This is a genomic window from Haemophilus paraphrohaemolyticus (assembly GCF_002015045.1).
GTDB classification, from domain to species: Bacteria; Pseudomonadota; Gammaproteobacteria; order Enterobacterales; family Pasteurellaceae; genus Haemophilus_A; species Haemophilus_A paraphrohaemolyticus.
In genome coordinates, this window is sequence record NZ_MUXX01000004.1 from 52,506 (window position 1) to 76,072 (window position 23,567).

Below are 23,567 nucleotides of genomic sequence, written 5' to 3' on the forward strand. Positions count from 1 at the left end.
AGGGGAAATATTTGAGAATTTTTATTACACGAAAATTCAAAAAGGAACTCTATGAACTCACAATTTTTAACTTTCCCACAAATCGATCCGATTATTTTCAGCATTGGCCCAATTTCATTGCGTTGGTACGGCTTGATGTACCTTATCGGCTTTGGTTTTGCCTATTGGCTTGGTATGCGTCGGGCAAAAAATTCGCACGGCGTTTGGACAAGCGAAAATGTCGATCAACTGCTTTACACAGGCTTTTGGGGCGTAGTATTGGGTGGCCGTATTGGCGATGTATTCTTTTACAGCTTCGATCACTTTTTACAAGATCCGCTCTATCTTTTCCGCATTTGGGAAGGTGGGATGTCATTCCACGGAGGCTTAATTGGCGTGATTGTTGCTATGCTCTGGGTTTCCCGCCGCCAAGATCGCTCATTCTGGCAAACGGCTGATTTTGTTGCACCCCTTATTCCGTTTGGATTAGGGGCTGGGCGAATTGGGAACTTTATCAACGACGAACTTTGGGGCAGAGTAACAGACGTACCTTGGGCTGTGATGTTCCCAAGCGGGGGTTATTTACCACGCCACCCTTCACAGCTTTATGAATTTTTCCTAGAAGGCGTAGTATTGTTTGTGATGCTTAATCTGTTTATCCGCAAACCACGCCCAGTGGGTTCGGTTGCAGGCTTGTTCTTGATTGGCTATGGCGTGTTCCGTTTCTTGGTGGAATATGTGCGCGATTTCGATCCAACGGTAAACACCGCAGCTGACTTAATCACCCGCGGTCAGTTGTTATCACTCCCGATGATTATTGGTGGGATTGTGATTATGCTTTGGGCGTATAAACGCAAAACAGCATAAATACAAATAATATCAGCAGGCGGGTTAATTCTCGCCTGCAAAATTGATTAAAAAACAACCTCTCCGCATCCTTATTTTTCCCCATCTTTTATTCACTACATAAGATCTTGTTTTCATTGGTCTTTTTGATACGCTTGCAAAGTTAATCTAAGTTATTCACTCACTTTCTGAATTTTTATCACATTTTTATCCACAACTGATGGGGATAATTTTTCTGCTTGTATGAATAAAGCCGAAAATTATGTTTTGAAAACAAAGATAAATGGATAGTTATCCAGATGCTTTCTATTTTCTGTTCAAAAATGAAGATCCATACAGTGATAAAAATAAACCAGAAGATCGATATTTTCTCTATTTCTAAAGTCAATGAAATAGCGGATTTACCTCATTTATCATCTGTTTTTTCACAAGGATCTTAAAAGTTATCCACAGCTTTATCCCCAATTTGTTTTAGGCTTGTCTAAATGGGCTATTTATGAAACAATCTCTCCATTTTTTAATAAGAAATAGGGAATGAAGTGATCGATTCCGATGGTTATCGCCCGAATGTGGGTATCGTCATCTGTAATAAGTACGGGCAGGTTCTCTGGGCAAAACGGTTTGGGCAAAATTCGTGGCAGTTTCCGCAAGGAGGCATTAACGAAGGCGAAAACATCGAAACAGCGATGTACCGTGAGCTTTTTGAAGAAGTCGGCTTAACCAGAAAAGATGTGCGATTGATTTGGGCATCAAAATATTGGCTGAAATATAAACTGCCAAGACGCTTAGTGCGTGAAAATTCGGGCAATCAGCCCGTCTGCATTGGGCAAAAGCAACGTTGGTTTTTGTTGCAATTTATTGGCGATGAGGCGAGCATCAATCTCAAAACCACCAAATCGCCTGAATTTGATGGCTGGCGCTGGGTGAGCTTTTGGTATCCTGTCCGTCAAGTTGTTTCGTTTAAGCGCGATGTTTATCGCAAAGCGATGAAAGAGTTTGCCAGCATTTTGCTAAACGAACCTTTTATGAAGCCGAAAGAAGAGAAACCACGAGAAGAGAAGCCAAAAGAAAAAGCCCATTTGCAAGAAAATACAAAAAAAGCACCGCTTGTAGTCTATAAGCCAAAGTCTGACAAGCCCGCTCATTTCAAATATAAAAAACGCAAAGGTGCTCGACCTAAAGGGTATCGGAAATAACTTATCAAATGGCATAAAAAAATCGGGGCGAATATTCGCCTCGATTTTTTATTACTTTAGAAACAAACTAACAGGTTCCCCACAGATCGTATTCATCTGCGTTGGTAATGGTCACAGAAATAATCTGCCCCACTTGAACAGGTTGGTTTGAAAGATTATCGACATATACTACGCCATCAATTTCTGGTGCGTCAGCCATTGAGCGGCCGATAATGCCTTCTTCGTCAATTTCATCGACAATGACTGCAAGGGTTTTGCCAATTTTTTGTTGTAATCGACCGCTTGAAATTTCTTGCTGTAACTGCATAAAGCGGTGGAAACGCTCTTCTTTTACCTCTTCTGGCACTTGGTCTGCCATATCGGTTGCAGGAGCGCCTTCCACAGGGCTAAATTTAAAGCAGCCTACACGGTCGAGCTGTGCTTCTTTTAAGAAATCTAACAACATTTGGAAATCTTCTTCCGTTTCACTAGGGAAGCCGACGATAAAGGTTGAACGAAGCGTCAATTCTGGGCAGGTTTCACGCCATTTTTTGATGCGTTCAAGCGTGCGTTCAATCGAGCCCGGGCGTTTCATCGCTTTTAAGATTTTCGGGCTGGCGTGTTGGAGTGGAATATCCAAATACGGCAGAATTTTGCCCTGTGCCATTAACGGAATTAAATTATCCACGTGCGGATAAGGGTAAACGTAGTGCAAACGCACCCAAACGCCTAATGAACCAAGTTGTTCACACAGGCTCATTAAATCATTTTTAATCGGCATTCCGTTCCAGAAAACCGTTTTTGTGCCCTCTTCTTTTTTCTTGTCTAAGGCATAAGCCGAAGTATCTTGCGAAACGACTAAAATCTCTTTCACACCCGCATCGACAAGGCGTTTGGCTTCGTCTAAAACTTGCACGATAGAACGGCTGTCTAAATCGCCACGCATTGAAGGGATAATGCAGAAGGTACAACGATGATCGCAACCTTCGGAGATTTTCAGATAAGCGTAATGCTTTGGTGTGAGTTTTACGCCTTGTTTTGGCACTAAACTCACGTAGGGGTTATATTCTGGTTTCGGCACATATTTGTGCACGTGTTTCATTACCGCTTCATAGCTGTGTGGGCCTGTAATTTCCAACACTTTCGGATGCACTTCACGGATCTGATTTTCTTTCGCACCAAGACAGCCTGTGACGATCACTTTGCCGTTTGCTTCTAAGGCTTCGCCAATGCTTTCAAGTGATTCTTGCACGGCACTATCAATAAAACCACAGGTGTTTACAATCACTAAATCCGCACCTTCATAGCTAGAAATAATGTTATAACCGTCTGAACGAAGTTCAGTCAAAATACGCTCGGAGTCCACTAAGTTTTTCGGGCAGCCAAGACTAATAAAGCCAATATTTGGGGTTGAGTTCATCATAAATAATAGGTTAATCAATTAAAAAAAGACCACTGCAAAAGCAGTGGCAAGAAATAGGCAAATATTATACAAAACAAGCGGTCAAATTTCATAAAAATTTTGCAAATTCGTTTGAATTCTCTGTTTAAAACTGTGCAAACGTTTGCTGTGGATTATCTGTCAAATTTTTGTGGCTATTTTATTAGTTTTGTATAAAAATGCGACTTTGCCAGTGTGAAATGTTGCCATTTTAAAATGTCAACTTTGTCAAGTTTTGTAGTAAATGCTCGTAAAATAGCTGTCTTTTGTATGGAAAGTGTAAATTCCTGGCGAGCTGTTTGATTTCCATCAAATTTCATTTGGAATAGATGTGAATTTGGGGCATAATTCTTTGGATTATCTTGTGGATAACTTAAATTTAGGGGCTGTACTAGATAACGACTAAAAATCCCATTTAGGTTAGAATAAACCAATGAGAAAAAGTCGCTTAAGTCAGCATAAACAAAATAAACTCATTGAACTGTTTGTCGCAGGTGTCACAGCAAGAACAGCCAGTGAATTGTTAATGTAAACAAAAATACAGCCGCTTATTACTTTCATCGATTACGCTTGCTCATCTATCAAACAAGCCCACATTTGGAAATGTTTGAAGGTGAAATTGAAGCCGATGAAAGCTATTTCGGCGGTACTCGAAAAGGCAAACGTGGGCGCGGTGCCATGGGAAAAGTCGCGGTATTCGGGCTTCTCAAACGAAATAGCAAGGTTTATACCGTCGTTGTCCCTAATGCGCAATCAGCGACATTATTACCAATTATCCGAGAGAAAGTTAAGCCTGATAGCATTGTGTACACGGATACTTTTCGTAGTTATGATGTGCTTGATGTCAGTGAATTTAGCCATTTTCGCATCAATCACAGCACGCATTTTGTTGAAAATCACAACCACATAAACGGAATTGAGAATTTTTGGAATCAAGCAAAACGCCATTTACGTAAGTTTAATGGCATTCCCAAAGAGCATTTTGAGCTATATTTAAAGGAATGTGAATGGCGTTTTAACAATAGTGAAATAAAATCTCAAATTTCCATTTTAAAACAATTAGTTAAGGGGAGTTTGGTCTAGTTATCTAGTACAGCCCCTAAATTTAATATTTAACAAACTAATTTAACATTTCGATGGAAAAGTAGTTCTTTTCTTCTCAAAGGATTTATATGAATAAAATTTTCCGAGTAGTGTGGAACCAAGCAACTCAATCTTGGGTGGCGGTATCCGAATTAACCAAAGCGCATAAAAAACAAAGCAGCAGCAACTCACTCAAAGCAGTAGTGGGAACAGCCGCTGTATTGTTGAGCATTAATACGGCACAGGCAGCAGTGGCGATTGGTCAGACAAATGCTGACACCTTTACTCAAAGTTCGGCTCAGGCAACGGGCACCGATGCGGTAGCTATCGGTCAAGGCACTAAGTCAACGGCTAACCAAGCCGTTGCTATCGGTCAAGGCTCTCAGGCAAAAGCTAATGAAACCATTGCCATTGGTAAAGGCGCAAATGCCGTAACGACCCGTGATATAGCATTAGGTAACAATGCAAGTACAATGAAAGGGGAAAGAAATATTGCCATTGGTGATGGTGCAACTGCCGGAACTAACAGAACTGGAGGTAATCTTGGCGGAGCTTATGGTGGTATTGCGATAGGTACGCTGGCATCCACCGGCTACAACAAGGGAAATACGCCAAATAATGGTGCGACTGCCATCGGTGCGGGTGCACGTAGTGGTTTCAGCGGTAATTATAAAAACAACGGATTTGTCCCTAATAATGAAGAAACCGATGCAGATAGTAGCGATATTGTAGTAGCAAAAGCTTTCGGAACAACCACCAGTACTTTAGAAAGTTACAAATATAACAGCGTGGACATTAATGAAGGCACGGCATTGGGCCGTCAAGCACGCGCCATCGGTGACCAAGCGATTGCAATTGGTGGACAGGTTATTGCCGGTATGGCTTCTATTGCATTGGGTGGTAACGATATTACACAAATTGCAAATAAAAAATATTTTAAATCTACAAAAGATAATTTCAAGGTAACTGAGACCACAGACTACGATCAAGCGGCGACTGAATCGTCTAGAACTATTAGCGAAACTTATAACGATCTTGTTGGCACTAAATTGGATACCGCCTATAAATCGACTTATGCACAAGACGGCTCTGTCGTATTGGGGATGCAGTCTCACTCGGGTACGCCATTAGGTACGGCTATCGGTACGAATGCTTTGGTGCGTAAAGGTGCCTTTGGTGCAACGGCAATTGGTGCGGGTTCACAAGTTCAAGCTAATGCCGAAGCGGCGGTAGCCATCGGTATGGGATCTTTTGCTGATGGTAAGTATGCAGTAGCAGCAGGTACGGCTTCTTTGGCAAAAGAAGGCGATGTGGCAATTGGTTATAAAGCGAATGCAACCGGTAAAGAAGGTGCGTTGGCAATCGGTTTGGGCACTAATGCTCAAGGTGATTCCTCCATTATGATTGGTGGGGCGGATATTAAATCGGCATCTGCTCAGACTATTAAATATCAAGAGTCAACAGGGGGAATAACAAGTAGAAACGTTACTGAAACAATTAACGGTAAGGATGTTACCCGCAATTATAGTTTTTCGGAGACAAAAGAGGTAAGTGGTACGATTGCTAAGGCTTATAAGGAGTTGACTGGCCTTGACATGGAAACGGATTCCATTAATTTTGCTGATGCCAAGAATAAAAACGGCCACGCTTCAACATCTTTAGGTGTGCATGCTTTATCAAAAGGTGATTTAGGTACAGCGATTGGTGCAAGTTCTCGTGCAGATGCGATTGGTTCTGTGGCGTTAGGTGTTGGCGCACATGCGACTAAACAAAATGCGGTAGCAATCGGTACAGGCTCCACAACCGCGTTGGTGGGTACTCGCCAATTAAGCGTGAACTACGACAGCGACGGTAATATTGTTTCCGATAACGACAAAGACAAGATTGCTTACACATTTAAATGGGCGGGCGGCACCAATACCGCTGAAGGCGACGTTGTGTCTTTCGGTAGCTCCGGTGCAGAACGTCAATTGAAAAACGTGGCAGCCGGTCGCGTGGCGGAAGACTCTACAGATGCTATCAACGGCTCCCAGTTAAACTCTATCACCAAAAAAATTGCAGCTGGTTTTAACACAAGCGGTAATGTGGTAGATGGATCTTCAGGCGAATTCACATCTAAAAAAGCAAATACAGATTCTGCGAAAAAAGATTATGAAACTGCAATCCGTTCGCAAGACAAAATCCAACTTCAAGTCGGCAACAACTTGAAATTAGATCGTAATGAAACTGTATCTGAAATTGATGTTCAGGATGATTTTGATAAAACTAAAACAGTTAAACAGAAAGTCAAAAAAGCCGATTTTGCCTACAGCCTGAACCCTGTATTAACCAACCTGACCAGCGCAGAGTTTAAAGGCTCAGATCCAAATGCGCCGACAACCAAGCTGACTAATGAAGGTGTAACTATTACTCCGGTAGGTAAGAGCCCAGTTTCATTAACCCAAAACGGTTTAGACAACGGCGGTAATCCGATTACCAATGTAGCCGGCAATCTTGACGGTGCGAAAGCAAATACAACTGTGCCGACAACTAAAGCAGACAAACCATCTAATGTAGATGGCATCAAAAACAACGCTGCAACCGTAGGCGATGTATTGAATGCCGGCTGGAACTTGCAAGAAAAAGGTACGGCAAAAGATTTTGTTACCGCCTATGACACCGTTAATTTTGTTGACGGCAACGGCACAACTGTATCTGTTGAAAATACAGACAACAAAATCAGCACAATCAAATACAGTGTCAATACCGGTAATGGTCTACAAAAAGATACGACAGGAAATACTATCTCTGTTAAACCGGCAGATAAGTCTTTAGAAGTAACAAATGAAGGCGTTAAAGTAAAAGCTGCCGACAACACCCTTACAACCGATGACAAGGGTTTAAAAGTTAATACCGGCAACATCACTGCTTCATCTGTACCAACCGTAGCCGATGCCGATAAAGACAAAATCGCTACCGTAGGCAACGTGGTAGATGCCATTAAAGCGGCTGCTTGGAATGCAACTTCTGCCGCAACGGCAAACGGCGAAAATATCGGTAAGACAGTACAGCCAGTTAAGGCAGGCGATACGGTAACCTTTGAAGCCGATAAAAACATCAAGATTGCTCAAACTGACGGTAAATTTACATTCTCGACAAAAGATAATGTTGAGTTTACAACTGTAAAAGTGGGTGATACCGCAAATGGTAAAAAACCGGTTGAGCTGAAAAATGGTGATGTGATTACTGCAAATAATAATCCGGAACAGCCAACAACAGCATTGAACGTGTCTTCAGACGGCAAGCCGACCCAGATTACGGGTGTGGGTTCCGTATTGAATACAGACTCAGTGCCGACAACTCCTGCCGGTACGGCGACAGATGCCGCCCAACAACCAAAATTGGTTAATTTAGGTACAGCTCACGGTCAAACAGCATTAGACAATAACGTACTAAATGCTGCGGCAACTGTGCGTGATTTAGCAAACATGGGTTGGGTAGTTTCATCTGATAAAACTACCGATGCAACAACAGGCGAATATAAAGATGTGGTGAAAAACGCTAACGAAGTGAAATTCGTCGGCAAAAACGCAGCAAAAGTATCGGGTAAAACCGATCCTACGACAGGTATTCGCACTATTACCGTTGATGTAGAAGTGCCGGAAACAAAAACTGCCGAGCTTGTTTCAAGCAAAGACGGCTCTGTTATTGCGCCGTCAACTGATCCTAAACTCCAAGAGGCATTAAAAGCTGCAAAAGACGAGTTGGCTGCATTGCCTAAAGAAGCGACACCTGAGCAAAAAGAAGCGGCTGAGAATAAAGTAAAAGCTGCTGAAACCGCATTAAATAACGCAGTAGATAACAAAGGCGTTGCTACGGCTAAAAATGTTGCGGATATGATTAACGCATCCGGCTTTACGCTGAAAACTTCCGCAACTGCCGACGGTAAGAAAGAATCTGGCGACGGTGAAGTCATCAACCCGGGCAAATCCGTTGAAATGATTGCAGGTAAAAACTTAACCGTGAAACAAGAAGCGAACGGTAAAGTGACCTATTCGACAAAAGACGAAGTTGAGTTCACTTCTGTGAAAGTGGGTGATACCCAAAACGGTAAAGCACCGGTTAACTTCACGACCGAAGCTGCCAAACCTGCAAACAACAACGGAACGGACAAAACACCGACAACGGCGTTGAATGTTTCTTCTTCAGACGGCAAACCGACACAGTTGAAAGGTGTGGGTTCTGTGTTGAATACAAAAGCACAACCGACATCAACTGGTAAACAAGGGGATACTCCGGCAACAGCGGGCAACCAAAACTTAGTGAATTTAACTACTAACGAAGATGGTTCACCGTTAGCGAATGAGATTTTGAACTCAGCGGCAACCGTAGGCGATTTGGCGAACATGGGTTGGGTTGTGTCAACCAAAGACGGTAACGACTATAAAGATGTTGTGAAGAACGCTAACCAAGTAGACTTTGTGGGTAAAAATGGCATTACAGTGACAGGTAAAACTGGCACCGATGGTGTTCGCACCATTACCGTTGAAGCAGCACAAACTCCGGTGGTTTACACCAATAAGGATGGTGACAAGCTAGTTAAAGTTGGCGATAAATTCTATAAAGCCGGTGATGTCGTAAACGGTAAACCGAAAGATGGCGCACCAGAAGTACCGAACGGTGACGTAATTGCCTCCATGAACAATGGTGGTAACAACACTGCAAACAACCCTATGCATTTGGCAAACATCGGCAGCAACCTACCGACGGTGAACGATACAACCAAACAGGCATTTGACCCAAACAGCACAGCACCAAAAGCTGACAAAACCAACAAGTCTGCACCGATGACGGCAGCTGAAGCAGCTGATTTGTTGGATCCGAATAGCAATAAATTTGCCGGTAACAATGCCGCAACGGTTTCTGACGTGTTGAATGCGGGTTGGAACCTGCAAGGCAACGGAAGTGCGGTTGATTTTGTGAAACCTTTTGACACCGTAAACTTTGTGAATGGTAAAGGCACAAAAGCAGTTGTTGAAACAGCCGACAACCTGACCAGCACCGTGAAGTTTGATGTGGATGCGGGTGAAATTACTGCTGAAACCAAAGACGGTAAAGCTACGGGTAAAGTTGTTGGTCCTACAACTCAAGAATTGAAAGATGCGTTAGAGGCAGCTAAGAAAGAAGCTGAAGCAAATCCTGATGATGAAGCTAAGCAAAAAGCATTGAAAGATGCTCAATCTAAAGTTGATGCAGCAAATAACCAAGTGGCAACTGCCCAAAACGTTGCGGATATGATTAACGCATCCGGCTTTACGCTGAAAGCGGATAAAACTGATGGAGACAACTTAACTGCGGCTGATTTGGCAAACGGTGAGACGATCAACCCAGGTGATACCATTACTATGAAAGCAGGCAAAAATATGTCTGTGAAACATGAGAAAGATGGTTCGATTACCTATGCAACGAAAGACGAAGTTGAGTTCAACACAGTTAAATTAGGCGATGCTAAAGATGGTAAAGCGCCAGTTAATATGAAGACTGAAGCGGCTAAACCTGCAACAAATAACGGTGCTGATCAACCAACAACAGCATTGAACTTTACATCTGGTGAAGGCGACAAAGCGAAACCAACGCAATTAACAGGCGTGGGTTCAACCTTGAATACTCAAGATATCGCTACTGCACCACAAGGTAAAGACAATACCAACAAACCGAATGTATCTTTGGTTAATTTGGTAGGTACAGACGCTGCACCGGTGAATAAAAACGCTGCAGCTACGGTAGGTGACTTACAAAACATGGGTTGGGTGGTATCAACCAAAGACGGCAACGGCTATACCGATGTTGTGAAGAATGCCAACCAAGTGGACTTCAAAGGCACAGGTCTGGCTACCGTTACGGGTGAAACCGATAAAGACGGTATCCGCACCATTACTGTGAACGTGGATGCACAAAAAACTGTTGAAGCGGCACAAACTCCGGTGGTTTATACCAATAAAGCCGGTGACAAGCTGGTTAAAGTCGGCGATAAATTCTATAAAGCCGGTGATGTTGTAAACGGCAAACCGAAAGATGGCGCACCAGAAGTACCGAACGGTGACGTGATTGCCTCCATGAACAATGGCGACAACAACACTGCAAACAACCCTATGCACTTGGCAAACATCGGTAGCAACTTGCCGACGGTGAACGATACAACCAAACAGGCATTTGACCCGAACAGCACAACGCCTAAAGCCGGTAAAGACAACAAGTCTGCGCCGATTACAGCTAAAGAAGCTGCCGATATCGTCAATAAAGCCGGTAACAATGCAGCAACCGTTTCCGACGTGTTGAATGCGGGTTGGAACCTGCAAAACAACGGCGAAGCTCGCGACTTTGTGAAACCGTATGACACGGTAAACTTTGTTAATGGAATAGGAACTGTGGCTGTTGTTAAAACAAATGATGCTGCTTCAACAAGTGACGTAACGTTCAATGTTGATATGGCAGAAATAACGCCAGAAAGTGATGGTTCGGTAAAAGGTCCGGTTCCTCAAGAGTTGTTAGATGCATTAGATGCAGCTCAAGCAAAAGTTGATGAAAATCCTGATGATGAGGAAGCGAAAAAAGCATTAGAAGCTGCAGAAGATGCAGTGAATAAAGCTGGCGGCAATAAAGTTGCTAATGCTCAAAATGTTGCGGATATGATTAACGCATCAGGCTTTACGTTGAAAACATCTAAAGTTGAAGGCGGAGAAAAAGACGCTACATCTACTGGTGATGAAGTAATCAACCCGGGCAAAGCAGTTGAAATGATTGCAGGTAAAAACTTAACTGTGAAACAAGAAGCGAACGGTAAAGTGACCTACGCAACGAAAGATGATGTAGAGTTCAACACAGTTAAATTAGGCGATGCTAAAGATGGTAAAGCGCCAGTTAATATGAAGACTGAAGCGGCTAAACCTGCAACAAATAATGGTGCTGATCAACCAACAACAGCATTGAACTTTACATCTGGTGAAGGCGACAACGCGAAACCAACGCAATTAACAGGCGTGGGTTCAACGTTGAATGTGAAACCAGTGGATACGAATCCAAATGGGACACCAACAGCGGAAGCTAAACGTCCAAACTTAGTGGATTTAGTCGGTACAGATGAAGCACCTGTAAACAAAAATGCGGCTGCGACAGTAGGCGATCTACAAAATATGGGTTGGGTTGTATCAACCAAAGACGGCAACGGCTATACCGATGTTGTGAAGAACGCTAACCAAGTGGACTTCAAAGGCACAGGTTTGGCTACCGTTACGGGTGAAACCGATAAAGACGGTATCCGCACCATTACCGTGAACGTGGATGCACAAAAAACCGTTGAAGCGGCACAAACTCCGGTGGTTTATACCAATAAAGCCGGTGACAAGCTGGTTAAAGTCGGCGATAAATTCTATAAAGCCGGTGATGTTGTAAACGGCAAACCGAAAGATGGCGCACCAGAAGTACCGAACGGTGACGTGATTGCCTCCATGAACAATGGCGACAACAACACTGCAAACAACCCTATGCACTTTGCAAACATCGGTAGCAACTTGCCGACGGTGAACGATACAACCAAACAGGCATTTGACCCGAACAGCACAACGCCTAAAGCCGGTAAAGACAACAAGTCTGCGCCGATTACAGCTAAAGAAGCTGCAGATATCGTCAATAACGCCGGTAACAATGCGGCAACGGTTTCTGACGTGTTGAATGCGGGTTGGAACCTGCAAAATAACGGCGAAGCTCGTGATTTTGTGAAACCGTACGATACTGTGAACTTCATCAACGGCAAAGGTACCGTCGCTGTAGTGGAAACTGCAGACGATGCGGCCAGCAGCACCGTGAAGTTTGATGTGGATGCGGGTGAAATTACCAGCAATACAAATGGTTCGGTAAATGGTCCAACGACAGCAGAGAACGCGAAGAAACTTGCAGATGATCTGAAGAAAGCTGAACAGGCTGTGAAAGATTTGCCTGCGGATGCGACTGAAGATAAGAAAGCAGAAGCGCAAAAAGCATTGAAAGATGCTCAAGATGCGGCAGCTCCGTTGAACAAAGTGGCGACTGCCCAAAACGTTGCGGATATGATTAACGCATCAGGCTTTACGTTGAAAACATCTAAAGTTGANNGAACGGTAAAGTGACCTATGCAACGAAAGACGATGTAGAGTTCAACACAGTTAAAGTAGGTGGTGATGCCAATACTTATGTGGATGACAAAGGTAACCCGGTAACTAAGCAAGGGGATTCTTTCGTAGATGCTAAAGGTAACAAAGTTGATGCGGCGAAAGTAAGTCCAGTAGCGCCAGTAACATTAAAAACTGAGAAGGCAAGCCCGGCGAATAACAACGCAGAGGGTAACCATCCGACAACGGCGTTGAATATTGCAGCAGGCAATAAACCAACGCAGTTGAAAGGTGTGGGCTCTGTGTTGAATACTGCAGATGTTAATACTTCAACAGGTGATCAACGTGATACTGATGGTAATATCAAGCCAGCTCAACCGGGAACAGATAAACTAGTCGACTTAGGCACTAACCCGAAAAAAGGTGATAAACCTTTAAGCGAAGAGACATTAAATTCTGCAGCAACCGTTCGTGATTTAGCGAATATGGGTTGGGTGGTATCTGCAAAAGATAACAACTACACCAATACCGTGAAAAACGCGAACAAAGTGGAATTCAAAGGTGATAAAGGTATCTCTGTAACAGGTAAAGATGTTACTCAAAAAGATGGTACTGTTACTCGCGAAATTACCGTTGCAATTGCTGATGGTAAAGTGACTGATAAGGTAACGATTACTAAAGATGGTAAAGATATTCCTGCAATTAAGATTGGTGATAACTACTATGAAGTAGATAAAAATGGTAAACCAGTAGGCTACGAAGTAGATGAAAAAGGTAAACCGACAGCAAATAATAAACCAATTGATGTGGATGGTGCGACTATTACGAATGAGGGTAATAAAGTCGTAACAGGTAATACCGTGGCAACAGCAATCCAAGAGTCTGGTTGGAATGTTGGTTTAGCGAATACAGCAGATGCGGATAAAGCGTTTAACGATGCGGATAAAGCATTGTCTGCGACTAAACTTGAGAAAGTCAATCCAAATGACAATGTTCGTTTTGCAGATGGTAAAGGCACAAAAGCTGCAGTCGCAACTGTTGAGCATGTTGATGAGTTCGGCAAGAAAGTGACTGATACTTATGTGAAATTTGATGTTGACGCTGGTAAAGTGGAAGCAACGAAAGATGCGGCAGGTAATAATACTGGGGCGGTAACAGGTCCAGTAACGGCAGCATTAAACGATGCATTAATGAAAGCACAAGATGCTCAGAAAGCATTAAAACCAGATGCAACTCAAGCAGAAAAAGATGCTGCACAAGCTGCAGTGGATGCTGCTAACTTGGCAATTACCAATGCAGGTAACCAAGTGGCAACTGCACAAAATGTTGCTGAAGCTATCAACAATTCAGGCTGGAGAACAAACTCTACCACTGCAACTGGTGGTGCGAAAGATACGCTAATCAATCCAGGTAAGGCTGTGAACTTTGAATCTGGTAAAAATATGGAAGTGGCACAAACTGTTGATAAAGATGGCAATGTGGCATATACCTATAAAACCAAAGACGATGTTCAATTCAACAGCGTACAGTTTGGTGGTGATACAGGTCCTAAGATCACAAATAATGGTGGTAACATCAATGTAAGTGGTCCAGATGGTAAAGCACCAACTAAGATTACAGGTGTTGCTGCGGGTGATATTTCTCCAGAAAGTTCAGATGCCGTAAATGGTGCACAAATTTATGCATTAAGTCGTGGTAACGTACCAAATGTGAAGAACATTACAGTTGATGGTAAAGAGTATAAGAATGTCATTGTTGATGAGAACGGTACTCCAATCTTGAAGACCTATAATGTTAAAGGTCAAAAAGAGATTATTACTAACTCTGTTGTTGAAGCAATTTACAATATGAATGAGCAAGGTATTAAATTCTTCCACTCAAACGATGGCGTAGAGCGTCTTAAAGTCGAAGATAAAAACTCATTTGACTCAAGTGCATCAGGTAAATTTGCAACAGCGATTGGTTCTAAATCAAGTGCTGAAGGTACAAATTCTGTAGCAATTGGCTTTAATTCTGTTGTAACGGGTAATGATTCAATCAGTATTGGTACAGGTAACCGTGTGACAGGTAATAATTCTGGTGCATTTGGTGACCCAAGCACAGTAAGCGGCCAAAGAAGCTATTCTGTGGGTAACAATAATACCGTGGCGACGAATGATACCTTCGTACTTGGTAATGAAGTTACTCAGACAGTTGAAAACTCCGTTATTTTAGGTAAAAAATCAACTGCAACAGCGGGTGATGGTTCTGCAACAGGTACTTTAAACAACATCAAACAAGATGGCACTAAAGGTACAAGCACAACAGCAGGCTCGAAAGGTACTGTGAAACAAGCTATCGTAGGCAATATGGTTTATGGTGGCTTTGAAGGTGCAACCGCTGATGGCGTAGTTTCTGTTGGTGCAGCAGGTAATGAGCGTCGTGTTCAAAACGTAGCGGCAGGTGAAATTTCTGCAACTTCAACGGATGCGATTAACGGTAGTCAGTTGTACTCAGTGGCTCAAGGCGTAGGTAACCGTTTAGGTGACTTAAATAATAAGATCAACCGTAACAATAAAAACTTACGTGCTGGTATCGCAGGTGCGAACGCAGCAGCAGGCTTACCACAAGTTTACATTCCAGGTAAATCAATGGTGGCGGCATCTGCGGGTACTTACAAAGGTCAATCTGCATTGGCGGTAGGTTACTCAAGAGCATCAGATAACGGTAAACTTATCTTGAAACTTCAAGGTAATGCGAATACCCGTGGCGATGTTGGTGGCTCTGTAGGTGTAGGTTATCAATGGTAATTAAAGTGATGGTGGGTTAACGCCCACCTATATCTCAAAATGAAAAACCCCCTCTCCGAAAGGATTGGGGGTTTTATTTTATGTCACAAGTAATCTACGTTATAAATGCACGTATTGTAATAGAATATTTACACTTAAAGCTAAATTGGATCCTAATCAAATATTCTGAAATTAAACTATTTGTATAGATTAGATATCTGTTAATGCTTTAACAAGGCTTTCTTCGTTAAAGTAGTTTTTCATTAAACGAGATTCTAATAATTGCAATAAACTTTCTAAGCAAATTTCTTTCACACAGACATCATCAACACTATCAATTTCTTCTGTTTTTCCACGAGTAATAATCCAAGCGTGTTTAGTTAAGTTAGTTAGTTGAAACGTTTTCTTTTTGTTATCTGTTAAGCCATCAATTTCTTTTCGATAAGTGATTGAAATTTTAGAATCTTTTAATCTGTTGGTAAAATTATCAATTTGCCAATCTTTATGTGACTGGAAATCTTTTCTTAATGTACAGTCATATAAAACAATTAAATTACCTATTCTAAATATACCATCTGGTTTTCCCGCTTGATTAGAACGAGGGAATTGATATATTTCATTAATGCCTAGTAATTTCAATATAGTAAATACAAGATCTTCAAAATCATCTGGTGCAGTAGTCGCATTAATAGTAGGAATTGTATTAACAATGTTTTCTAAAACATTTTTTCTCCATTGTTGATAAAATTTCCCGTGATTATTAACTAATTCGTTTAAATGGATGGGCTTGGTATTTTCTGCTTCAATAGGTAATAGAGGGGGCTTTTCAATCGTTTGTGGTAAACTAATTTCAGTAGCGCATAGATTTCCTTTTGAGCTAATAAACTCTTTAAATTGAATTTTTTTACCAATTTCCAGTTGATGCCAAATTTCTTCATCAGTATGTGATTTTTGAATAGAATATCTTTTCTCATTATAAATTAAATATCCAAATCCTTGTGCTTTATCCAAAAATTGTATAGTGCTTTTGAGTATTTCAGGCGTAGATGGTAAAATTCGTTTGGTATCTAATGCACTTTTATCCCATTTGCTTAAATTCTTCTCCATATATTTAAGATACCAACGTTCAAAAAGTTCTTTATTTTGATAACATTTCAGCCCGGTACTGGTAATTCGATAAACACCTGCTTCAACACGTTCTAATAACTTTGCTTTTTCATCTGGAATATATTTATCACTGGAAAAATAGGTAAGAATCCAAGAGCATCGACTTTTATAAGTAGGATCTTTTCCATCTTTTTTAATTATTTTTTTTTGTTCTTCAGTAAGTTGAAAATATTCGGCAACTAAATTCATTAGATCTGAGCGTTTGTGAAGCTTGTTATCGGCATAAATATCTAGCACTGCGATCATCATTGCCTGTACACTAGGTAACATCGTCATTGGGTATTTCCTTCCTGGTTATTTGAGAAGATATTACTATAATTTATTTTATTCAGTGTTTTCCTTATTTATCAAATTCTTGCAAAAATTTACCGCTTACCGTTTCTCTAAAAATCCTTCTAGCCAACGTTCCGCCGTTTCATCGTGTTCAAAATTAGTCACGGTATCAATACGCTCAGAATCGCACACCTGAGCTGCCCCTTTGGCTTTTAAGGCATTTTCGACAATATCTACCGCGTGGCAGAAGGTGTCGTAGTCAGAACTGCCTAAACCCACCACACCAAATTTCATTTGGCTAAGATCAAGCGGTTGATTTTCGAGTGCTTCAAACAAAGGGCGGATGTTGTCTGGCAGTTCACCTGCACCGTGGGTAGAGGTAACCACAATTAAGGTTTTTTGTGATTGAATATCGGAAAGCTCAGCGTTGTTAAACAGTTCAACCTCAAAACCTTTGGTGGTTAAGCAACTTTCAAGATGATCGGCAACATATTCTGCACCACCTAAGGTGCTGCCTGTGATAATGCAAATGGATTGGGTCATAATATATAGAAAAGAATGTAGAAATGAAGTTGGCGGAAGGTCATGGGAGTCGAACCCACCCGAGAACGCTGGCGTCCTCAACAGGATTTGAAGTCCTGCCACCTCACCGGAGATGACGACCTTCCGTTTTAAAAGTAGCCATATTCTACTTTATTTATTAGAATTATCCAACGTTTAGATTTTGGATTTTTCTTTATGCAACAGTTATTTCGTCAACTTCCATCGGTCGATAAGCTTTTAAAGCAACCACAAGCGGTCGATTTTATTCAACAATTTGGACATCAAGCTGTGGTCGAGCAGCTGCGTCTGTTAATTGAACAGGCTCGCCATCACGTCCAACATCATCACACCTTGCCCAATTTTCTGACCAATGAAACCACGCTTTTTGCGCAACTTTCCCATTCCCTTTCCCAATTGCGATCAGTTCAACTTCGCCCTGTGTTTAACTTAACGGGCACGGTGTTGCATACGAATTTAGGACGTGGATTATGGTCAGAAGCGGCAATTCAAGCGGCAACCTGTGCGATGCAAAATAATGTGGCATTGGAGTTTGATATTGATGAGGGTAGACGGTCTCATCGTGATCTCTATATCTCTGAGCTGGTTTCCAAGATCACAGGTGCAGAAGCGGCTTGCGTGGTGAATAACAATGCAGCGGCGGTATTGTTGATGTTGGCAACTTTCGCTAAAGATAAAGAGGTGATTGTCTCAAGGGGGGAATTGGTCGAAATTGGTGGGGCATTTCGCATTCCTGATATTATGTTGCAAGCGGGCTGCAAGTTGGTAGAAGTGGGCACGACCAACCGCACACACCTTAAAGATTATCGTAATGCGATCAATGAAAATACCGCCTTTTTGATGAAGGTGCACACCAGCAATTACCACATTGAGGGCTTTACCAGTTCCGTGCCAGAGGAAGAATTAGTCGCACTTGGCAAAGAGTTTGGCTTGCCTGTGATTAGCGATTTGGGCAGTGGCTCACTGACCGATATGGCATTGCTTGGTTTACCTGCCGAACCGATGGTGCAACAAAAAGTCGCGGCAGGCGTGGATTTGGTGTCTTTCTCGGGCGATAAACTGTTAGGTGGGCCACAAGCAGGCATTATTGTGGGCAAAAAAGAATGGATTGATGAGCTACAAGCCCATCCGCTCAAGCGAGTGTTACGTTGCGATAAAGTGATTTTATCTGCCTTGGAGGCGACCCTTCGCCAATATCTTTTACCTGAAAAATTGCCTGAAACTTTACCGACTTTGAATTTACTCACGCAATCGGTTGATTTGCTGAAAATCCGAGCAGAAAAGCTCAAAGAAGTATTAGGTAAGCGGTTAAATTCACGCTATATTTTACAAGTTGAGCCAAGCCTTGCCCAGGTTGGCAGTGGGGCTTTGCCAACGGAAAAACTTCCCTCTGTTGCTGTTACAATCGAGAGTGAAAAACAGAGCGATTTATTAGCATTAGAGCAACAGTTTAAACAATTACCAACCCCGATTATCGGGCGTTTTGCCGATAAAAAATTTTGGTTGGATTTGCGATCTGTCACGCAGTTTGAGGCGTTGATTGAGATGCTGTCTTTTAATACTCCCCTCTTTAGCAAAGAGGGGCAGGGGGAGATTTGGCAGAAATGAAAACGGAGTTCATCTGAGAATTGAACATCGTTATCAAATCTCCCCTAACCCCTCTTTTCTAAAGAGGGGGATTTTTTTATTGTGATATTCACCACCAACCCCTCAAAAGGATTTTTATGAAAAAACTACTGACAACCCTTTTTGCACTTTCTGCAGTTTCAGTTGCCGTGGCAAAAGAAGTAAACGTGAAATTTTTAGGTACCTCTGACGTACATGGTCGAATTGTGCCGTGGTCTTATGGAGCCGATATTGAAGACAAATCTGGCTCTTACGCCCAACAACTTATGTGAAAGAAGCGCGTAAATCGCACCCAGATTTAATTTTGGTGGACATTGGTGATGCAATCCAAGATAACCAAGTGGAAGTGTTCGCTAAAACCGAAAAAATACTACAAAGATAATCCTGTGCCGAAAGTGTTGAATGCAATGAATTACGACATTTTTATTCTCGGCAACCACGAATTTAACTTCGGTATGACCGCTTTAGATGAAATCTTAAAAGATATGAAAGCGAAGCAATTAACGGCAAACTTCTATCATAAAGACGGCAAACGCTATATCGAGCCGACTACGATCATCGAAAAAGATGGCGTGAAATTAGGGATTATCGGCTTAACTACTCCAATGTCGGCAAAATTTGAAGAAGACACAGGTCATCTTAAAAATATGAAATTTAGCTCGCCAAGCGAGGAAGCAAAAGCACAAATCAAAGCCTTAAAAGAAAAAGGCGTGGATGCAATTGTGGTGCTTGCCCATATGGGGATTGAAAACGAAAACAACATTCCAGACACAGGCGTGGCAGATTTAGTTAATAACGTGGAAGGCATCGATGTGATCATTGCAGGGCATATGCACAAAAACGTTTCTTCTGAAACTATCAAAGACACCATGGTTACTGAACCGCACCGCTACGGCACGGTGGTTTCTGAAGTAGATTTAACCTTCGATGTGGATAAAGATGGTAAAGTGAAATTACTTTCAAAAATGGCAAAAACCGTGCCTGTGAAAGATTACGAAGCGGATCCTGAAATCGTGGAAATCTACAAACCATACCACGAAGAACTACGTCGCTTGAACAACGTGACTATTGGTCAAAGTGCAACCGATATGGTGCCACAAGAACGCAAACATGGCGTTTCCGTGAGTTTCTTACAAGATACAGGTTTATCTTCATTGATTACTGATGTTGAACGCCATTACAGCAACGCTGATGTGGTTTCTTTCGCTTTCGACCACGAAAAAGCACGTATGGATAAAGGCGACATCAAGAAAAAAGACATCATCTTTAACTACCGCTATGCAGGTGGCGATGTGACCGTTTATGAAGTTACAGGCAAACAGCTTAAAGAGTACATGAACTGGTCTGCTAACTACTTCGACACCATTCAACCAGGTGATACAGAATACCGTTACAATGCAGAGCGTAAAAAATCGAAATATGTGACGTTTGATATTTTCGGGGGCGTGAGCTACAACATCGACTTACGCAAACCAAGCGGTGAAAAAATCGTCGATCTGAAACTTGCCGATGGTACTCCTGTAACTGATGATATGAAAATCAAACTTGGTATGAACTCTTATCGCTTCGGTCAAATGACCAAAAAAGGCGGTATTTGGGAAGGTCAGCAAATCCCTACCCTTTGGGAATCTAAAGTGGCAATGGGTCAAGAGAAAGGCACGATCCAAAATATGATGATCGACTACATCTCTAACGTGAAAAAAGGTAAAGTGGAAGGTGTTTCACAAAATCGCTGGAAGATTGTGGGTTTATAATTCCTAAACGCTACTTCTCAGTTAACTATAACAGCCCCTTTGGGGCTGTTTTTTCTTCCCAATCGTTTTCGTTTTTCCATTCTTTTATCTTTATCAAAAAACCAATAGAATTTTGCAAAAAATCGTGTAAATCCGACCGCTTTTCGGCTAATCTATCTGAGGTATTTATTCACAATCAAATTACAGAGGATTTGTTATGGAGACACTTTTCACTACAGCTCAAAACTGGTTAAATCAAGATCCAGATCAAGAAACTCGTGCGGAGTTAGAGCAACTAATTGCGGAGGCAAAAGCAGGAAAAGCGGATGCACAAGCAGAATTAGCAAACCGTTTTAACGGTCGCTTACAATTTGGGACAGCAGGCTTGCGTGGTCGTTTGCAAGCAGGCTCAATGGGGATGAACCGTGTGTTAGTAGCACAAGCTGCGGGCGGTTTAGCGGAATACTTAAAAGGCTACGATAAAGAGCCATCTATTGTAATTGGTTACGATGGTCGTAAAAATTCGGATGTGTTCGCACGCGATACCGCAGAAATTATGGCGGGTGCAGGCATTAAAGCGTATTTATTACCACGCAAATTACCAACCCCAGTGTTAGCCTATGCAATCCAATACTTCGATACCACTGCGGGCGTAATGGTAACGGCAAGCCACAATCCACCTGAGGATAATGGCTATAAAGTTTACTTAGGTAAAGCAAACGGCGGTGGTCAAATCGTTTCACCTGCGGATAAAGAGATTGCGGCACTTATCGACAAAGTAGCAGCAGGTAACATTGCAGGTTTACCACGTAGCCAAAATTTCACCGTGTTAAGCGATGAAATTGTAGATGCTTATATTGCAAAAACCGCAAGCCTTGCGAAAGAGCCAGCGTGCGATATCAACTACGTTTACACTGCAATGCATGGCGTGGGCTATGAAGTGTTAAGCAAAACCCTTGCCAAAGCAGGCTTACCGCAACCGCACGTGGTAGCTGAACAAGTATGGCCAGATGGCACATTCCCAACCGTAAACTTCCCGAATCCAGAAGAGAAAGGGGCATTAGACTTAGCGATTGAAGTGGCAAAAAAACATAACGCTGAATTTATTATCGCAAACGACCCAGATGCAGACCGTTTAGCGGTGGCATTGCCAGATGCAGAAGGTAACTGGAAACCTCTTCACGGTAACGTGATTGGTTGTTACTTAGGTTGGTATTTAGCAAAACAATATCATGCACAAGGCAAAAAAGGCGTGTTGGCATGTTCATTGGTTTCTTCACCAGCCTTAGCGGAAATTGCGAAGAAATATGGTTTTGACTCAGAAGAAACTTTAACTGGCTTCAAATATATCGGTAAAGTAAACGGTTTATTATTCGGTTTCGAAGAAGCATTAGGTTACTTAGTAGATCCAGATAAAGTACGCGATAAAGACGGTATTTCAGCAGCAATCGTATTCTTAGATTTAGTACGTAGCCTCAAAAAAGAAGGTAAAACACTTACAGACTACGCAGCAGACTTCACAAAAGAGTTTGGAGCTTATGTAAGCGGTCAAATTTCTATTCGTGTAAGCGATTTATCTGAAATTGGTAAATTGATGAGTGCATTACGTAATAATCCGCCAGCAGAAGTGGGGAGTTTCAAAGTGGCGACATTCTTAGATCATACTAAAACTGACCGCCAAAGCGATATTTTAGTATTCGTATTAGAAAATGGTAGCCGTTTAATCGCACGTCCATCAGGTACAGAGCCGAAAATTAAGTTCTACTTAGATGCGCGTGGTACTGATCCGAAAAACGCAGATGAAGTGTTAGCACAGTTTGACGAAAGCGTACGCATTCTTCTGCGTCAGGAACAATATGGCAAACAAGATTGCTAATTGCAAAATAAGTAAGAAAAAACACCGCTTGTAAAAGCGGTGTTTTTGTATTTAAGCACTTTTGCTTTCTAAAATTTTCCCTAAATTTGTTTCCAACCAATCCACTAACTCAAACATCTTATTAGATGCCTCTGCCCCAAATTCTGTTAATGTGTAATCCACTTGCGGTGGCACGGTATTATAGGATTTACGAATTAACATGCCATCGGTCTCCATCAAGCAACGAAATCGGTCAGCGTTTCTCACAGCACAATAACGTGATTGAGAGTGCGAAAAAAGCAGGTGTGAAACATATTATCTATACACCAGCTTACTCGGTGCAACCAACGGCAACACAGTGAAATCTCTTGCCGGTGAGCACGTTGAAACTGAAGCCACATTAAAAGCTTCGGGCATTACTTACACTATTTTACGCAATGGCTGGTACACTGAAAACTATACTGAATCAGTTTCAGTGGCATTAGCCAACAAAGCTTTCTATGGTTCAGCAAAAAACGGCAAAATTTCGTCTGTACTCCGTTCAGAACTTGCTGAAGCAACGGTAAACGTTGCATTAAGTGAAGGGCATGAAAACCAAACTTACGAGCTTGCCGGATCAACCAGCTGGACATTAGCCGACCTTGCTGCAGAAATCAGCAAACAAACAGGTAAAGATATCCCTTATGTGGATATTCCTGCAGCAGATTATGCCGCAGCACTTGTACAAGCAGGATTAGATGAAGGCTTTGCAGACTTAATTGCACAATGGGATATAGATGCATCAAACGGTGTATTATTCTCAGAAGACAAAACCCTTGAGAAATTGCTTGGCCGTCCAACAGCAGGATTAGATGTGGCAGTTAAACAAGCTTTATCCCACTAATAACATTTGACTAAAACAAGGTGCGGTTATTATCGCACTTTTAAATGGCGT

At 42.1% G+C, this 23,567-nt stretch carries 9 protein-coding genes, 1 tRNA gene and 4 pseudogenes; 9 read left to right on the top strand and 5 right to left on the bottom strand.

Annotation, left to right across the window (positions count from 1 at the left end; translation table 11 throughout):
- Window positions 1–51: 51 nt before the first annotated feature.
- The gene (lgt, locus tag B0184_RS03600) at window positions 52–846 is read left to right on the top strand and encodes a prolipoprotein diacylglyceryl transferase (RefSeq protein ID WP_005708123.1); all 795 of its coding nucleotides are present in this window, start codon (window positions 52–54) and stop codon (window positions 844–846) included.
- 518 nt (window positions 847–1,364) lie between these two features.
- Window positions 1,365–2,021, top strand: a complete 657-nt coding sequence (rppH, locus tag B0184_RS03605) for an RNA pyrophosphohydrolase (RefSeq protein ID WP_005708116.1) — start codon at window positions 1,365–1,367, stop codon at window positions 2,019–2,021.
- 67 nt (window positions 2,022–2,088) lie between these two features.
- On the opposite strand, the gene rimO is transcribed toward rppH, so the two are convergent.
- Window positions 2,089–3,420 (bottom strand): 30S ribosomal protein S12 methylthiotransferase RimO, encoded by a 1,332-nt coding sequence (gene rimO, locus B0184_RS03610; protein WP_039851109.1) that lies wholly within the window; start codon window positions 3,418–3,420, stop codon window positions 2,089–2,091.
- A 454-nt stretch (window positions 3,421–3,874) separates the two neighbouring features.
- Here rimO and B0184_RS03615 point away from each other — a divergent pair.
- From B0184_RS03615 to B0184_RS03625, 3 genes and pseudogenes are all read left to right on the top strand, one after another.
- A pseudogene (locus tag B0184_RS03615) lies at window positions 3,875–4,524 on the top strand (IS1595 family transposase).
- A gap of 89 nt (window positions 4,525–4,613) precedes the next feature.
- The gene (locus tag B0184_RS03620) at window positions 4,614–12,668 is read left to right on the top strand and encodes an ESPR-type extended signal peptide-containing protein (RefSeq protein WP_078177608.1); all 8,055 of its coding nucleotides are present in this window, start codon (window positions 4,614–4,616) and stop codon (window positions 12,666–12,668) included.
- On the top strand, window positions 12,665–15,439 hold the full coding sequence (locus tag B0184_RS03625) for a YadA family autotransporter adhesin (RefSeq protein WP_078177609.1): 2,775 nt from the start codon (window positions 12,665–12,667) through the stop codon (window positions 15,437–15,439). Before B0184_RS03620 ends, B0184_RS03625 begins: the two co-directional genes overlap by 4 nt.
- A 189-nt stretch (window positions 15,440–15,628) precedes the next feature.
- On the opposite strand, the gene B0184_RS03630 is transcribed toward B0184_RS03625, so the two are convergent.
- From B0184_RS03630 to B0184_RS03640, 3 genes are all read right to left on the bottom strand, one after another.
- Window positions 15,629–16,861: a winged helix-turn-helix domain-containing protein gene (locus B0184_RS03630; protein WP_005708658.1), complete on the bottom strand. Its 1,233-nt coding sequence runs from the start codon at window positions 16,859–16,861 to the stop codon at window positions 15,629–15,631.
- A 96-nt stretch (window positions 16,862–16,957) separates the two neighbouring features.
- On the bottom strand, window positions 16,958–17,401 hold the full coding sequence (gene mioC / locus B0184_RS03635; RefSeq protein ID WP_005708661.1) for an FMN-binding protein MioC: 444 nt from the start codon (window positions 17,399–17,401) through the stop codon (window positions 16,958–16,960).
- A 30-nt stretch (window positions 17,402–17,431) separates the two neighbouring features.
- Window positions 17,432–17,526: transfer RNA gene (locus tag B0184_RS03640), tRNA-Sec, on the bottom strand.
- Window positions 17,527–17,596: 70 nt separating this feature from the next.
- Between B0184_RS03640 and selA the strand changes: the two genes are divergently transcribed.
- The 3 genes and pseudogenes from selA (at window position 17,597) to B0184_RS03655 (ending at window position 22,654) form a co-directional block, all read left to right on the top strand.
- Window positions 17,597–19,027: an L-seryl-tRNA(Sec) selenium transferase gene (gene selA, locus B0184_RS03645; RefSeq protein WP_005708648.1), complete on the top strand. Its 1,431-nt coding sequence runs from the start codon at window positions 17,597–17,599 to the stop codon at window positions 19,025–19,027.
- A gap of 116 nt (window positions 19,028–19,143) precedes the next feature.
- Window positions 19,144–20,799, top strand: a pseudogene (locus B0184_RS03650) (bifunctional metallophosphatase/5'-nucleotidase).
- A 196-nt stretch (window positions 20,800–20,995) separates the two neighbouring features.
- A complete protein-coding gene (locus B0184_RS03655; protein WP_005708643.1) occupies window positions 20,996–22,654 on the top strand; it encodes a phospho-sugar mutase in 1,659 nt (552 codons plus the stop codon).
- A 51-nt stretch (window positions 22,655–22,705) separates the two neighbouring features.
- Here the strand turns inward: B0184_RS03655 and B0184_RS03660 are convergent.
- Window positions 22,706–22,870 (bottom strand): annotated as a pseudogene (locus B0184_RS03660) (winged helix-turn-helix transcriptional regulator); the annotation flags it as partial.
- Between B0184_RS03660 and B0184_RS03665 the strand changes: the two are divergent.
- A pseudogene (locus B0184_RS03665) lies at window positions 22,822–23,516 on the top strand (NAD(P)H-binding protein). The pseudogenes B0184_RS03660 and B0184_RS03665 overlap by 49 nt on opposite strands.
- The last annotated feature ends 51 nt before the right edge of the window (window positions 23,517–23,567 follow it).